A 15,261-nucleotide genomic window follows, 5' to 3' on the forward strand; every position below is an offset into this window, starting at 1 on the left:
TAAGCAGTAATCTTCATTAAATATAATGGCTCACGAAAGTGGGCCATTTTTTTGTGATGCAGTAATACTGATATAACCTACAAATATGACTAATATGGCGGGGTAGACTAATAAGTGTAGTTTTTCAGAAAGGGAGTCAGTTGCTTTAGTAAGCACCTTTCCCGCCACAGGAAAATGCACTATGACCTATACACAACTGACCGAAGTAGAAAAATACCAGATTTTCTCCAGTTATTAGATTGCCAGATCTAATCACTGTTAGCGGTTTTTATATTTATGTATGGAATTTATGTTTGGTGAAGAAAACTATGAAGCTACTAATATTGATGATTATGAGATGATATAATATTTTGATTTAATTAGGAAATAAATTACTTTTTTATATAAAATTAATTATCTTTTAAAATAAACATTAAATCCACATGGAAATTTAGTGGATTTAACGTTAATGTTAGTAATATCAATAAATTAGGTGTGTGATTTCAATATTATAATAGGTGAATTTAATATACTAAAAATGGAATTAATGATAAAAATGAGCTTATTTAATATATATTTTTTACTTGGTTTTTCATAGTAAGTGAAATATTATTACGCTGAAAATGAATAATTTATGAGTTCATGTCGAATCTGAAAAGAGAGGAAATCAAATGTCAAAGGGATATTTTTTAACCGTCAGCGATAAAACAACTTGTGGTGGTGAGATTCTTACGGGAACGAGCAACATTAAATTTTATGGGCGACAGGCTGCAATTGAAGGTTCCACTGTTACCTGTGGGAGATACTCAGGAAATTATGTCATTGTGGGAGGAGTCAGTTCTTTTTTAGATAAGGGAACGAAACTGGCAGGGACTTTGGATAGTCAAAGTACTTGTCCCTGTAATGCTAGTCTTATTTGCTCCATTCCTGATAGCTATCAGAGATAGAGTAATTTCTCTGGCTTATTTTACTGAGGTAAATCTATTTTATCGCGTATTTTCGATTTTTTGGAGAAATCATAAATAAATTGTTATAGCCAGAGAAATTTCACTAGTTTCATCTGTTGAAACAATTTTTTATTGGGGGAATACTTAGGTTAAATGGACAATGTTCACTCAAGATTAAGGAATCGGACATTGTCCTAATTAACTATTTAGCAAGCCATTTTGATAAAATTAGTACACGGTAAGACTAATAATATCGGTCAGTTGCGGGTTTGATTCTTCTGCCATTATCAGTGACATAACTGTCGAAAATCTTGATGTAACTATCAGCAAAAATATAAAAGGAATCTTGTACACCCTCTTTCAGTATTGTCATGACAAACCCGCGCTCATCAGTGCGATCCCATGATTCACTGATGCCAGGTGATACCGTAAACCGACCCGTTTGTCCATCATCGCCCCATTTATTAACAGAAACTATGATATTACTTTGTGTATTATTTGTTATATTCATGATTCCTCCTGTAGTGATTTATTCGATATAATATATTTATCGGTATTATCATATTAAGGTTAGGTTTATATTTTTAAATATATCATTACTAATTGGTAATGAATTTAATTGGTTTTTGTGATTCATGCAATAATAAAAAACAATATTATGACATGAATAACATAATAATTATCATATGAAAATATTTAATTTTATTAATATTTGAATTGGTTGATTATATTTATTTTTATTATTGTGTTATATAAATAATTATCATTTAATAATTTTATTATGTAATAACTATTTTTCATTATACGCCATTGTTAAATTATCGTTTAATTTGTGTGGAGATGAAGTTAAATAATCTATTTTCTATAAAAATATAAAGTGATTGTTTTATCTGTTACTGTTTTTTAATTAAACTAAATAATTTTGTAATAATTTTTATTATATATACTTTGATGTTCTATCTACTATATGAAAATAGATAATTGTCTGATTTTTTATGATTGTTTTTATATAATGCGACAGGAGTATTTATCTATGGAATTCTATCTAAATAGAGTTATTAGATTTTTTATTGCATTATTTATTTTGTTATTATCATCTTTCGTTCTAAATGCTTTTGCTGGAAGTGAAGCATCTTATGCACAGTATATAAAAAAGACAGATTTTGTTATTCCCTGACATCAAAAGGGAATTTAATTTTATTATCAGTCCACATAGCGTGTGGACTGGTACGGTAATTATTTTTTTGCTAAAAAACGATGAATTGCTCTGAGTACTGCTTCAGGTTTTTCCGCATGTACCCAGTGACCGCAACCCGCTATAACCCATGCTGTCGCCTGAGGAAATTGGCGCATGATATCTTCGCGGTAGGCTTCGGTAATGTAATCTGAATTTCCGCCACGAATAAACAGCGCTGGTTTGGGCCATGCAGGAATCGCTTCCCAGCCGATAATTTTTTCATATTCTTTTTGCAAAACCGGTAGGTTGAATTTCCATTCTCCTTGACGGAATGATTTCAGCAGAAATTGAATCACGCCATCCTCATGAATATCCTTCCGCATAACTTCCGTCGCCGCCTGCCGAGTCTGAGCACCTGCTTCCGTGACTTGGTTCAGTGCAGCAAAAATGCTGTCGTGATGGCGAGTCAGGTAAGTCACTGGCGCTATATCGATAACCACGATTTGTTCAATACGCTCCGGCGCAACCGCCGTGATGGTCATGGCGATTTTACCTCCCATTGAATGCCCGATAATAATAGCTTTTGCCACATTCAACTCATCAAGGAGAGATAAAACATCTTGTGCCATATCGCGGTAATCCATGTTTTCCATCCGTGGAGAAATACCGTGGTTACGCACATCAATCTGAATGACCGGATAATGTTGCTGCAAATCACGCCCCAATATCCCCAAATTGCTCAAATCGCCAAAAAGCCCATGAATCAAGACAATGGGGGTTGATGACTGTGGGTTTTCCGGCGTGTGAAAATGATAATTTAATTGATTATTTGAGTTCATAGTCTGCCTGAATTTAATGTCATTGATACAACGTTTAATATCGTGATGTTTAATACCATGACCTGTCGGCAGTGACAAACTAAATGGCATAAAATGACTGTAACTGGTTGATTTATTTTAGAGGAAAAGACAAGTTTTTTTTGTTTCTTAATTTCAGAAAGAATCACTTTAAGTTATTGAAAGTTTAATTGTTTTGTTTTGCTGTATTATATCTTATAATCTCAGAATAATTTTTTCATTAAGAACAGTACTGGATAGAAATGAAAACGATAGAAGTTGATGAAGACCTTTACCGCTTTATTGCAAGCCAAACCCTGCATATCGGTGAAAGTGCATCTGATATTTTGCGGCGCATATTGAAAGTGGACGCCGGGCAGCCAGTACAAACTACACCGCCTGCCAGAGAATCTGTCTCTGCCAGCAAAGTGCCGGCTGCACGCTCCCGTGATGTTGTTCGCGTTGTTCGTGAATTATTGCTTTCTGACGAGTATGCTGAAAAGAAAAAATCCGTTGAGCGTTTCATGTCGATTCTGTCCACTCTGTATAGCTTGAACAGCGAAAGCTTTGCGAAAACAACAGAAGCCATGCATGGCCGTACCCGTACCTATTTTGCGGGAGATGAGCAAACTCTACTGGCCAGTGGCAATCACACCAAGCCACGTCATATCCCTGGCACACCTTTCTGGGTTATCACTAATACCAATACCGACCGTAAACGCAGCATGGTTGAACACGTTATGCAGGATATGAAATTTCCGGCAAATGTGATTGAAAAAGTGTGTGGCACTATTTAACTGAACTCGATCAGTTAACTGATTTAAACCGCTGAATTGATTAAACTGCACTGGTGAATAAGCCAGTGTAGCCTTTCAGGAGAAATAAAGTGGCAATTCATCCAAGAGCAGGGCAGCCTGCCCAGCAGCATGATTTAATCAATATTGCACAGCTCACATCCCAGTATTACACCCTACAGCCCCATCCCGAAAATCCGGCTCATCAGGTCAAATTTGGCACTTCCGGTCATCGTGGCAGTTCTGGCCGCAACAGTTTTAATGAAGCGCATATTCTGGCAATTTCTCAGGCGATAGTGGAAGTCCGTGCACAGCAGGGGATTACTGGCCCATGCTATGTAGGCAAAGATACCCACGCACTTTCCGAAGCCGCTTTTATTTCTGTGCTGGAAGTCCTGACCGCGAATGGTGTGGAAGTGATTGTGCAGGAAAATAATGGTTTTACGCCGACTCCCGCTATTTCCCATGCTATTTTGTGCTACAACCGTCAGGGGAAAAACCGGGCGGATGGGATTGTGATTACACCATCCCATAACCCGCCAGAAGATGGCGGTATTAAATATAACCCTCCTAATGGCGGCCCTGCCGATACTGATTTAACTTCCATCATTGAAAAACGTGCCAACCAATTGCTGGCGAATGACCTGAACGGCGTTAAGCGTCTGCCTTATGAGCGGGTACTGAAGAGTGAATATCTGCATTCACAGGATTTGGTTGATCCTTATGTGACATCCCTGGGGGATGTTGTGGATATGGCGGCCATACAGCAGGCAGGGTTGAAAATCGGTATTGATCCGTTGGGCGGTTCGGGTATTGCTTATTGGCAGCGGATCGGTGAGTACTACAATCTCGATTTAACGCTGGTCAATGATAAGGTCGATCAGACATTCCGTTTTATGACGCTGGATCATGACGGTGTGATCCGCATGGACTGTTCATCACGCTGGGCGATGGCGGGTCTGCTGGAGCTGCGCGGTAAGTTTGATTTAGCCTTCGCTAATGACCCTGATTACGACCGCCACGGGATTATCACTCCAGCCGGTTTGATGAATCCCAACCATTATCTGGCAACGGCTGTGGATTATTTATTCCGTCACCGTCCACAATGGTCTGCAAAAGTTGCTGTGGGCAAAACTTTAGTTTCCAGTGCCATGATCGATCGCGTAGTCGCGGATCTGGGACGCGAACTGTTGGAAGTGCCTGTCGGCTTTAAATGGTTTGTCGATGGGTTATATCGAGGCGAGCTGGGCTTTGGTGGTGAAGAGAGTGCTGGCGCTTCCTTCCTGCGTTTTGACGGTACGCCGTGGTCAACGGATAAAGACGGTATTATCCTCTGCCTGTTAGCGGCGGAAATGACGGCGACTACCGGAGAGAATCCGCAGCAGCGCTATGACAAATTGGCCGCACGTTTCGGTACGCCAAGTTATAGCCGTATTCAGGCTCCGGCGAGCCATCAGCAGAAGGCCCTGCTGTCCAAACTGTCACCGGAAATGGTCAAGGCGAACACACTGGCCGGCGATCCTATCACTGCACGCCTGACTACCGCTTCCGGTAATGGTGCTTCCATTGGTGGCTTAAAGGTGATGAGCGACAACGGCTGGTTTGCGGCTCGCCCTTCAGGTACGGAAGAAGCCTACAAAATCTACTGTGAAAGTTTCCTCGGCGCAGAACATCGCGAGAAGATTGAGCAGGAAGCGCTGGAAATTGTCAATCAGGTGTTTGCCGCCGGTTGATTGATTATTTGAAGAGATTATAAAAGCCGTAGCAATAGACTGTTGCTGCGGCTTTTTGCTTTCGGCGAGTGGGGTTATCCCAAAGCGACCATTAAAGCCCCCGCAGTAATCAATGCCACACCCGCAGCACTTATTAATGAAATTTTCTCACCAAATAGGATCACGGCTAGAATCACGGCAAATACGACACTCAGTTTATCGATGGGGGCGACTTGGGAAACATGACCCTGTTTGATCGCCAGAAAATAAAATAGCCAGGAAAGCGCGCCTGCAATACCACTTAACAAGATAAACAGCAGCGCTTTGCGATTGGCAAGGATTTCGCCGATAAGATTCAATTTCCCTTGAACGACAACAACGCCCACCAGAAACAGAGCCATAATAACGGCTCGGATTGCTGTTGCCGTATTGGCATCCAGATTTTGCAGTCCGATTTTGCCAAAAATAGCGACCAGCGCTGCCGTCAGTGCGGATAGCAGAGCATAAATCAACCATGTGCTCATATTCAATCAATCCCATTGGTAACAGCAAGGGAATGCATGATATTCCCATTATTAATATAGATTCAAGAAAATACGATGCCCATTTTTACCTGTTCTTTTTGATTTCATAATAAAATAGTCATTGCATTGATTATCACGATATTGTGACAGAAATAACTCCGCCTATTTTCTCCTCCCTCCCTTTATAACCCAAGGAGGATGCCTAATCGTTTGAGACAGCATTTAATATCTAATCTCATTTTTTTAACCCTAAAATAGTCGATGCTCTCTTGCTATTAAAAGGTCTGGCTATGGAATCTCAGTTTTGGAAAAGGGCTTACCTGATCCTGTTAGGCAGTCTATTTTCTCTACTACTGACAAGCTGTGATAACAACAATAATTTACCCAAAATTGCCGAGGAACCGATGGCTTATATCCCGAGTAACATATCTGCTAAAGTCACCACTGCTGACGATCTTCAGGCTTCAGCACATTGGGTCGATAAACGGACACTATTATGGCCAGAGGGAGCAGATAAGCCTCATGTCCGTTTATATTACAACCGACATAACAAGGTAGAGGCGAATGACGAAGGAAATTTCACCGATAGTTATCTGGTGCTAACACCGACAACGCTGAGCAAAAAGACAGCCGAAAGATTCCCTCATCTGGCGGAGCTACCCGCATTCCATCTGCCGGAGAATACGGATGTTGATCAGCTGATTACCGGTGATCTGGTGGCATTGGCGACCAATGAAGAAGGCTTGTTATTATCGGCAACTCAAGTACAAATTGCTGGTGTGCTGGACGACCGCTTTGCCAGCACCGCTGAAACACTGGAATATGGCGCACTGATAAACGACACGAATGTGACTTTTCGCCTGTGGGCGCCGACGGCTCAGGATGTTGGTCTGGTTATTTATAATGAAGATAAACAGGCCATCGCCAATCATACAATGAATCGTGATGTAGCGAGTGGCTCTTGGTCATGGCAGGGTGATACGAATTTGATCGGGGCTTACTACCGCTATGCTTTAACCGTGTATCTTCCGTATTCCCGCAAGGTGGAACGCTATGAGGTTACCGATCCCTATTCTCATAGTCTGTCTACGAATTCGGAATATAGCCAGGTCATCAATCTGGATGACGAAGCACTGAAGCCACAAAACTGGGATGATCTGAGCATGCCGCATCCGCAGAAGACACCGGCGGATATTGCGCGTATGACCCTCTATGAAGCGCATATCCGGGATCTCTCCGTTGCGGACAGCACAGTACCACAAGCTTGGCGTGGTAAGTATCTGGCTCTCACGGCTAACAGCAGCGATATGTTCAAACACCTAAAGGCATTGAGTCAGGCCGGAATGACTCATATAGAACTGTTGCCCGTGTTTGATATCGCTTCTATTAATGAATTTAGTCATAACGTGGCTGATCTTAATCAGCCCTTCAATCGGTTATGTCAAGTCAACACAACGGTGAAAAATAGCCGCTTCGCTGATTATTGCAACCGTTCCCTGACCGTGAGGGAAGTATTGCAGGCGTTACAACGCGGTGACAGTGCCAGCAATCCGCAAGTACAAGAGTTAAACGAAATGATTGCAGAAACCGACTCCTATAACTGGGGTTACGATCCGTTCCATTACTCAGTACCAGAAGGCTCTTATGCCACTCATGCAGAAGGCTCAGTGCGTATTAAAGAGTTTCGTGCCATGGTTCAGGCCATCAAGCAGCAACTGGGAATGAATGTGATCATGGATGTCGCGTATAACCATACTAATGCTGCTGGCCCTGCACATCGAACTTCGGTGCTGGATAAAGTCGTGCCTTGGTATTACCACCGTTTGGATGAAATTACGGGCAATGTTGAAAATAATACCTGTTGCTCTGATACCGCACCAGAACACCGGATGTTCGCCAAGCTTATCGAAGACTCATTAGTGACTTGGGTTAAGCACTATAAGATAGATGCGTTCCGCTTTGATTTAATGGGCTACCATCCTAAGGCTCAGATTGTCTCGGCGCTGGCAAAAGTCCGCACAATTAATCCCTCGGTCTATTTTTTCGGTGAGGGTTGGAATTCTGGGCAGGACGATCGATTTGAGACGGCTTCACAGATTAATCTTAAAGGCTCCGGTATCGGTACTTTTTCGGATCGATTGCGGGATGCGGTACGCGGTGGCGGGCCGTTTGATTCTGCCGATGGTATTCGTATTAATCAGGGAGTGGGCAACGGTGCGGGAACATTGCCTAACGAAATTGCCCGATTAGATGCGAATGAGGCACGTCATCTGGCAGATCTGGTTCGTCTTGGGATGGCGGGTAATCTGGCTGACTTTGTCATGATCGATAAAGATGGAAAAGTGAAAGCGGGCCGGGAAATTAACTACAAAGGTGCCGCTGCGGGTTATGCCGCGGATCCCATCGAAGTGATTAATTATGTCTCCAAGCACGATAACCAGACATTATGGGACATCATCAGTTACAAAGCTGCCTATCAGGCGAGTCTGGCGACAAGGCTTCGTATGCAGGCAATTTCGCTTTCCACAGTACTCCTCGGACAAGGGCTGGCTTTCGATCAGCAAGGGTCGGAATTACTGCGCTCAAAATCGTTTACTCGTGATTCTTATAATGCAGGCGATTGGTTTAACCGTGTCAGTTATACCTACAAAGATAACAACTATGATGTTGGTATGCCGGGGAAACGGGATGACGGTGGAAATTATGCACTGATTCATAGAGTGAAAAATCAGGTGAAAAAACCAGGCCAAAGTGAGTTATTACAGATGATGGCTTTCTATCAGGAACTGTTACGTCTGCGTCAATTTTCACCTTTGATGACCCTTGGCAAGGGTGAATCAGTCAAGCAACGTATCGATTTTCGTAATGTGGGGCCACATCAGCAACTCGGATTACTGGTCATGACCATTGATGACGGTAACACTACCGATGATGATCGTGATTTGCGGTTTGATGGTTTAGTGGTGGTGATTAATGCTGCGTCAAAACCCGTCACGGTGAGAGATCTCAATACTCATGGTTTGAAATTAAATGATATTCAAAGCGGGTTAGGGAATGCATCTTTAGCTGCCGGGATCAAAATAACCGAAGATGGCATGGTGACAATGCCAGCTTGGTCAGCCGCGGTGCTGGTTTTACCACAGAAGGGTATCCGAGGTACGGGTTTACCTGTTCGTAGAAAGTAACAGGAAGCTTTATCGGGGCATCAGGGCATAAATCGATAACCTACTCCAGTCTCTGTCAGTAAATGCTTGGGACGGGCAGGGTCTTCTTCCAGTTTTTGCCGTAGATGCCCCATGTATATCCGCAGGTAATGGTTATGCTCGACATAATGTGGCCCCCAGACGTGATTGAGCAAATAGCGTTGGGTCAGCACTTTGCCGCTGTTGATCAACAATTCGGTCAGCAGACGATATTCTGTAGGTGTGAGATGGAGCTCTTCCTGACCTTTTAAGACCCGACGGTTGATCAAGTCAACACTGATATCGGCAAAATGAATCACGGGATCAGGCTGATTGGCTTTGGTGGCGCGGCGCAGGGCGACTCTGACTCTGGCAAGCAGTTCGTTGATACCAAAAGGTTTGCTCAGATAGTCGTCAGCACCGCCATCCAGCGCCATAACTTTATCCTGCTCATTATCGCGTGCGGAAAGCACAATGATCGGAATGCTACTCCATTGGCGGATATCATGGATCAGATCAATGCCGTTACCATCGGGTAATCCCAAGTCAAGGATCAGCAAATCGGGTTTGCGGGTGGCGGCTTCAATTAAACCTCGTTTCAGTGTGTCACATTCAAATACGCGCCAGTTTTCGCCTTCCAGAGCCAATCTGACGAAACGCCTGATCTCTTTTTCATCTTCAACGATCAAGATTGTACTGTTTTTGGCTATGCTCACATTTCCTCAATGACTTCTTCAATTTTGGGCGCTTCTTCTAACGGTAGAACAAAGTGGAAACTGGCTCCACCTTTTTTATTATTAACTGCCCATATATGGCCACCGTGAATTTCAATGATGGCACGGCAAATCGCCAGCCCTAATCCAACACCGGGAATGGCGGATTCTTTACGGGCGCGTGAGAATTTGTCGAAAATAAATTGTTCTTGTCCTTGTGGAATACCGGAGCCTGCATCCCAAATTTCAATATGTACCTGTTTGTGTTCAGTCGTTGCCCGTATGCCTAGTGGTGTCTGTTCATGGGTATATTTAATGGCGTTTTCCAGCAAATTAATGAAGACTCGTTCCAGTAAGCATGCGTCACAATGCAATAATAAATTGGCTGGCAGGGAAAGTTCTACCGTGTAGCGGCTGAGGGTATATTCTAATGAGCGCAGGGTACTACCGACAATTTCCTCCAGTGACTGCCACTCAAGATTAAGTTGAATACCGCCGGATTGAATACGTGCCATGTCCAGCAGGTTATTGACCAAACGTGAGGTGCTGAGGATCTGTTGACGAATTTGGTTAACCTGTTGGGTATGAGGCGAATTTTCAGTGGATAAATCCAGCATCAGTATCTCTGTCTGCCCAAACAGAACAGTCAACGGGGTGCGTAAATCGTGGGAAAGTGCGGCCAGTAGTGAATTTCGCAATTGCTCCCGTTCGGTCTCTAGCTTGGCGGATTCCGCACGACGGGAAAGGTGCAAACGTTCCAGTGCGTTGGCGATAAGCCCGGTGAACGTTTGTAATAACCGCTGTTGTTCCGGGACTAATAATTGGCGCAAGTTAGGCGATTCGATAGCAAGGACAGCAAATACCTGTGAAGCCGTGGCGATAGGAAATAGCTGATAGGGTACGCCGGGTAGTGTGTCGGTTCCTGCCCCCGCAGGTTGTTTCTTGTCAAAACTCCATTTGGCTATCGCCTCATCGATCTGCATTTGTCCGCCGTTATTGGATTTCACCTGATATAAACGTGCGTCGCTATCCGGCAGCAGCAAGCCCGTTTTTGCCTGAAAGCTGTTGGACAAAAAGTGATAGCTGATGCGGGCAACGTCTTCTTCATTCAAGGCACGGCTGAGTTCACGCGTGATTTCATATAAGTGCCGCGTTCGCTGTTCACGGTAGCGGGCTACTCTGGCTTGATAGCGTATGCCCGCAGTCAAGTTTCCTACCACCACCCCCACGATTAACATCACGGTAAAGGTAAGCAGATATTGCATGTCTGTGACGGCCAGTGACCATTGCGGCTGGACAAAAAAGATGTCGAAACTGATGACATTGATAAAGGCGGCAAAGACAGAAGGCCAGCGGCCATAAAACAGGGCAATAATAACGACGCCGAGCAGGTAGAGTGTTACCAGATTGGCTTTATCAAGGGTGAGTAAAAAGGTATGGGAGAACAGGGTGATTAAGGTGCAGAGTATAATCGCCATGAGGAAGCCGTGAATCTGGCCGCGCCATTTTTCATGGAATGCCCGGTTATCGCGTTGTTCTTTATCCCAGCGTTTTTTGTCTTCCAGCGCAACAATGATGAGATCGAGATCAGGCCCCAGTTTTCCTAAACGTTCAACGAAATCAGGGTGCCATTTAAAACCAAACCATTTATCACTAAATGAAGTCGAATGTGAACCATAATAGCGGCCAACAAGGATTTTGCCGAGATTGTGTTCTCTTGCATAGCGCAGAATGGCTCTTTCTTCATGAGGATCGGAAAGCGTAGCAGTTTCAGCCCCCAGCTCCTGTGCCAGCTTCAATGCTTTCAAGATGGTATGCCGCTTGATTTCTGGCAGCCGGTGTAATTTGGGGGTTTCAACGTAAACGGCATGCCATTCACAACCCAGTTTTGCCGCCAGACGAGCCGCAGTTCGGATCAGCTTTTCATTGCCTGCATTACAGCCAATGCACAGCAGCAGGTTATCCCGTGTGTGCCAGACAGGCTCTTTTCCCCGTGTATCACGGAAAGCCCGCATCTGATCATCTACACGGTCTGCCGTGCGGCGCAATGCTAACTCACGCAGCGCGATCAAGTTTCCTTTGCGGAAGAAATGCTCAATAGCCCGCTCGGCCTGACCGGAAATATAGACTTTGCCGTCGTTAAGCCGCTGGCGCAGATCATCCGGTGGAATATCAACCAGCACGACGTCATCGGCATGATCAAATATGTGATCGGGAATGGTTTCGCGAACACGAATACCGGTAATGGCGCCGACCACATCGTTCAGGCTTTCCAGATGTTGCACGTTGATAGTGGTCAGGACATCGATGCCCGCTTCCAGCAACTCTTCCACATCTTGCCAACGTTTGGGATGGCGGCTGTTGTGAGGATTGCTGAAGGCCAGTTCGTCCATCAGGATAATGGCAGGATGACGGGCAATGGCTGCATCAATGTCAAATGCGGTAATTCTGCGTTCATGATAACGAATATGCTTTGGTGGCAATTGGGGTAAGCCTGTCAGCAGTGCTGCGGTTTCTTGCCGTTCATGGGTTTCGACAACACCAGCAATAACATCCAGCCCTTGAGACAGCAGCCGCTGCGCTTCCTGTAACATGGCATAGGTTTTACCCACTCCCGCACAGGCCCCGAAAAATATTTTTAGTTTGCCACGGGGTTTTTCGTTTGCCAGTGTCAGCAAATCATCCGGATCGGGGCGCAAGGGTTCAATCTGATCCATATATTATCTGCCTTGTGGTTTCAGGTTATCCAGCGCCAGATTAAGCTCCAGTACATTTACCACGGGTTCACCCATATATTCCAGTGGAGGATATTCAATATACGCTTGAATCAATTTGTTGATCACATTTATGGATAAGTGGCGGGCAGTGGCGACACGTTGTGCCTGAAACTCAGCCGCATTGGGGGAAATATGGGGATCTAAACCACTGCCGGATGCGGTGATGAGATCGACAGGAATGGCGCTGTTTTCTGAATGATTGAATAAACGTACCTGAGTAACCCGCTGGTGTATTTGGTGAGTCAAAGCGGGATTGGTTGTTGAGAGATTACTTCCCCCAGATGACAGGGCATTGTAAGGCCGTTCCGACGTCATGGACGGACGTCCATGAAAATAGATGGCTTGGGTAAATGACTGACCCATTAATTCCGAACCAACTAGTTTGCCATTATGTTCAATCAAGGCGCCTTTGGTCTGATGGGGAAACAAGGCGTTTGCTATGCCTGTTATTAGCAACGGATAAGCGATGCCAGTGATTAGAGTCAGGAATGTCAGTAGGACGATGGAGGTGCGTAACCAGATCATGTTCATCACCTTATTTGAAAGCCAGAACAGTGAGCAATATGTCGATGAGTTTGATGCCAACAAAAGGGACGAGCAGCCCGCCAAGGCCGTACAGCCAAAGATTTCGGCGCAGGAGTGACAGTGCGTTCATCGCGCGGTAACTGACGCCTTTTAGCGCCAAAGGAAGCAGAACGATAATGATTATCGCGTTGAAAATAACGGCAGACAGCACCGCCGATTCCGGCGAATGAAGATGCATGATATTCAAGGCATTAAGCTGGGGATAAGTGACCGCAAATGCAGCGGGAATGATGGCAAAATATTTAGCAATGTCATTGGCGATGCTAAATGTGGTCAAGGAGCCACGGGTCATCAGCATCTGTTTGCCGATATGCACCACTTCAATCAATTTGGTGGGATTGGAGTCTAAATCCACCATATTTCCAGCCTCTTTTGCGGCTTGTGTACCTGAATTCATGGCAACGGCAACATCCGCCTGAGCCAGCGCGGGGGCGTCGTTTGTCCCGTCACCGGTCATGGCAACCAGACACCCTTCAGACTGGTATTGTCGGATCAGGGCGAGTTTCGCTTCGGGCGTAGCTTCTGCCAGAAAATCATCAACGCCGGCTTCTGCTGCAATTGCAGCGGCAGTTAGGTGATTGTCACCTGTGATCATCACCGTTTTGATCCCCATTCTGCGCATCTCACTGAAACGCTCTTTGATGCCGCCTTTCACAATATCTTTCAGAGCGACCACACCCAAAACACGCTGATTCTCCGCAACGACTAATGGCGTTGCACCTTTACTGGCGACCTGCTGCACCAATAGATCAATGGCATCGGGAAATTGATTGTGATTGGCCTCAACATAACGGCGGATGGCATCTACTGCGCCTTTGCGGATCATGCGGGTGCCTATATTGACGCCGCTCATGCGTGTCATGGCTGAGAAAGGAATGAATGTCGCGTTGAGTGCGCGCAGATCGCGCTCGCGCATATTGAAACGCTGTTTTGCCAAAATCATGATGCTGCGTCCTTCCGGTGTTTTATCCGCGAGTGAGGAAAGTTGCGCCGCATCGGCCAGTTGTTTTTCGGTGACGCCCGGTGCAGGTAAAAACTGGGATGCCTGACGATTACCGAGAGTAATGGTGCCCGTCTTATCCAATAACAAAACGTCTACATCGCCAGCAGCCTCAATCGCGCGTCCACTGGTGGCAATGACATTGGCGCCCAACATGCGGCTCATACCTGCAACGCCAATGGCTGAAAGTAATCCGCCGATGGTGGTGGGGATCAGGCAGACTAACAGGGCAACCAGCACGGTGATGCTGATGGGATCGCCTGATTGATTGGTTTGAACGCTGAACAAGGAAAAGGGCAGTAGGCTGATACAGGCCAGCAGGAAAATAATAGTCAGCGCAGTGAGCAAAATAGTGAGAGCAATTTCGTTGGGAGTTTTGCGCCGTTTGGCACCTTCAACCATCGAAATCATTCTGTCCAAAAAGGTTTCGCCCGGATTGGCAGAACATTCGATAATCAGCCAATCCGATAAAACCCGTGTCCCGCCAGTGACTGAAGCAAAATCACCGCCTGATTCGCGGATCACGGGAGCCGATTCTCCTGTAATGGCGCTTTCATCAACGGAAGCACCCCCTTCAAGAACTTCACCATCACAGGGGATAATTTCGCCCACTTCCACCAGCACAATATCGCCCTTGCGTAGATGGTCTGAAGTGACTTTTTCCTTTGCTGCATCATGGCTAGCGGAAGCTAGTCTGGTCGCCCACGTGGTTTTTTTTACGCCTTTCAGACTGGACGCCTGAGCTTGGCTACGGCCTTCTGCCAGTGCTTCGGCAAAATTAGCGAACAGTACAGTGAACCATAACCATAAGGCAATGGAGCCGGTAAAGAGGGCATTACCGGTGAGCTGTTCCGTTAACATCCCCAGCCACAACCCAGTGGTCAGGCAGCTTCCCAGATAGACGACAAACATGACGGGATTACGCCATTGGGTAGCGGGATGGCATTTTTTCACTGCGTCGATAAGTGCATGGCGTATTAAAGCGGGTTCAAATAATGCTTGTTGTTTGTCTTTCATGAGTTATCTCGCAATCTC

The 15,261-nt window shown here is 45.3% G+C and carries 11 protein-coding genes; 4 read left to right on the forward strand and 7 right to left on the reverse strand.

What is annotated here, in order from left to right; genetic code table 11:
* Positions 1-650 precede the first annotated feature (650 nt).
* Positions 651-926, forward strand: a complete 276-nt coding sequence (locus tag PSI22_RS02255) for a PAAR domain-containing protein (RefSeq protein WP_273578326.1) — start codon at positions 651-653, stop codon at positions 924-926.
* 244 nt (positions 927-1,170) lie between these two features.
* Here the strand turns inward: PSI22_RS02255 and PSI22_RS02260 are convergent, their stop codons facing one another.
* Together PSI22_RS02260 and ybfF are read right to left on the reverse strand one after the other, a co-directional pair.
* Entirely contained in the window at positions 1,171-1,437 is a 267-nt protein-coding gene (locus tag PSI22_RS02260; protein WP_273578329.1) for a hypothetical protein, read from the reverse strand.
* Between the two features lie 725 nt (positions 1,438-2,162).
* The gene (gene ybfF / locus PSI22_RS02265; protein WP_273578330.1) at positions 2,163-2,942 is read right to left on the reverse strand and encodes an esterase; all 780 of its coding nucleotides are present in this window, start codon (positions 2,940-2,942) and stop codon (positions 2,163-2,165) included.
* Positions 2,943-3,202: 260 nt separating this feature from the next.
* Between ybfF and seqA the strand changes: the two genes are divergently transcribed.
* Both seqA and pgm read left to right on the forward strand, forming a co-directional pair.
* Entirely contained in the window at positions 3,203-3,736 is a 534-nt protein-coding gene (gene seqA / locus PSI22_RS02270) for a replication initiation negative regulator SeqA (protein WP_273578332.1), read from the forward strand.
* An 89-nt stretch (positions 3,737-3,825) separates the two neighbouring features.
* Positions 3,826-5,466, forward strand: a complete 1,641-nt coding sequence (gene pgm, locus PSI22_RS02275) for a phosphoglucomutase (alpha-D-glucose-1,6-bisphosphate-dependent) (RefSeq protein ID WP_273578334.1) — start codon at positions 3,826-3,828, stop codon at positions 5,464-5,466.
* A gap of 74 nt (positions 5,467-5,540) precedes the next feature.
* On the opposite strand, the gene PSI22_RS02280 is transcribed toward pgm, so the two are convergent.
* Entirely contained in the window at positions 5,541-5,969 is a 429-nt protein-coding gene (locus PSI22_RS02280) for an EamA family transporter (protein ID WP_273578335.1), read from the reverse strand.
* 290 nt (positions 5,970-6,259) lie between these two features.
* Here PSI22_RS02280 and pulA point away from each other — a divergent pair, with 290 nt between their 5' ends.
* The gene (gene pulA / locus PSI22_RS02285; RefSeq protein ID WP_273578336.1) at positions 6,260-9,154 is read left to right on the forward strand and encodes a pullulanase-type alpha-1,6-glucosidase; all 2,895 of its coding nucleotides are present in this window, start codon (positions 6,260-6,262) and stop codon (positions 9,152-9,154) included.
* A gap of 20 nt (positions 9,155-9,174) precedes the next feature.
* Here pulA and kdpE read toward each other — a convergent pair whose 3' ends face one another.
* Genes kdpE through kdpB form a run of 4 tightly spaced genes read right to left on the reverse strand, consistent with a single transcriptional unit; the run spans position 9,175 to position 15,243 of the window.
* A complete protein-coding gene (gene kdpE, locus PSI22_RS02290) occupies positions 9,175-9,867 on the reverse strand; it encodes a two-component system response regulator KdpE (protein WP_273578337.1) in 693 nt (230 codons plus the stop codon).
* Complete coding sequence (gene kdpD, locus PSI22_RS02295; protein WP_273578339.1) at positions 9,864-12,581, reverse strand: two-component system sensor histidine kinase KdpD; 2,718 nt, start codon at positions 12,579-12,581, stop codon at positions 9,864-9,866. Before kdpD ends, kdpE begins: the two co-directional genes overlap by 4 nt.
* A gap of 3 nt (positions 12,582-12,584) precedes the next feature.
* Positions 12,585-13,166: a potassium-transporting ATPase subunit KdpC gene (gene kdpC, locus PSI22_RS02300; protein ID WP_273578341.1), complete on the reverse strand. Its 582-nt coding sequence runs from the start codon at positions 13,164-13,166 to the stop codon at positions 12,585-12,587.
* A 10-nt stretch (positions 13,167-13,176) separates the two neighbouring features.
* On the reverse strand, positions 13,177-15,243 hold the full coding sequence (kdpB, locus tag PSI22_RS02305) for a potassium-transporting ATPase subunit KdpB (protein WP_273578343.1): 2,067 nt from the start codon (positions 15,241-15,243) through the stop codon (positions 13,177-13,179).
* Positions 15,244-15,261 lie beyond the last annotated feature (18 nt).

The sequence above is a fragment of the Xenorhabdus aichiensis genome, from assembly GCF_028598775.1.
Lineage (GTDB): Bacteria > Pseudomonadota > Gammaproteobacteria > Enterobacterales > Enterobacteriaceae > Xenorhabdus > Xenorhabdus bovienii.

Bases quoted from the DNA above. Each gene is read 5' to 3' on its own strand.
- kdpD (WP_273578339.1), bottom strand. From the start codon at position 12,581: ATGGATCAGATTGAACCCTTGCGCCCCGATCCGGATGATTTGCTGACA.
- PSI22_RS02260 (WP_273578329.1), bottom strand. From the start codon at position 1,437: ATGAATATAACAAATAATACACAAAGTAATATCATAGTTTCTGTTAAT.
- kdpC (WP_273578341.1), bottom strand. From the start codon at position 13,166: ATGATCTGGTTACGCACCTCCATCGTCCTACTGACATTCCTGACTCTA.
- kdpB (WP_273578343.1), bottom strand. From the start codon at position 15,243: ATGAAAGACAAACAACAAGCATTATTTGAACCCGCTTTAATACGCCAT.
- ybfF (WP_273578330.1), bottom strand. From the start codon at position 2,942: ATGAACTCAAATAATCAATTAAATTATCATTTTCACACGCCGGAAAAC.
- PSI22_RS02255 (WP_273578326.1), top strand. From the start codon at position 651: ATGTCAAAGGGATATTTTTTAACCGTCAGCGATAAAACAACTTGTGGT.
- seqA (WP_273578332.1), top strand. From the start codon at position 3,203: ATGAAAACGATAGAAGTTGATGAAGACCTTTACCGCTTTATTGCAAGC.
- PSI22_RS02280 (WP_273578335.1), bottom strand. From the start codon at position 5,969: ATGAGCACATGGTTGATTTATGCTCTGCTATCCGCACTGACGGCAGCG.
- pulA (WP_273578336.1), top strand. From the start codon at position 6,260: ATGGAATCTCAGTTTTGGAAAAGGGCTTACCTGATCCTGTTAGGCAGT.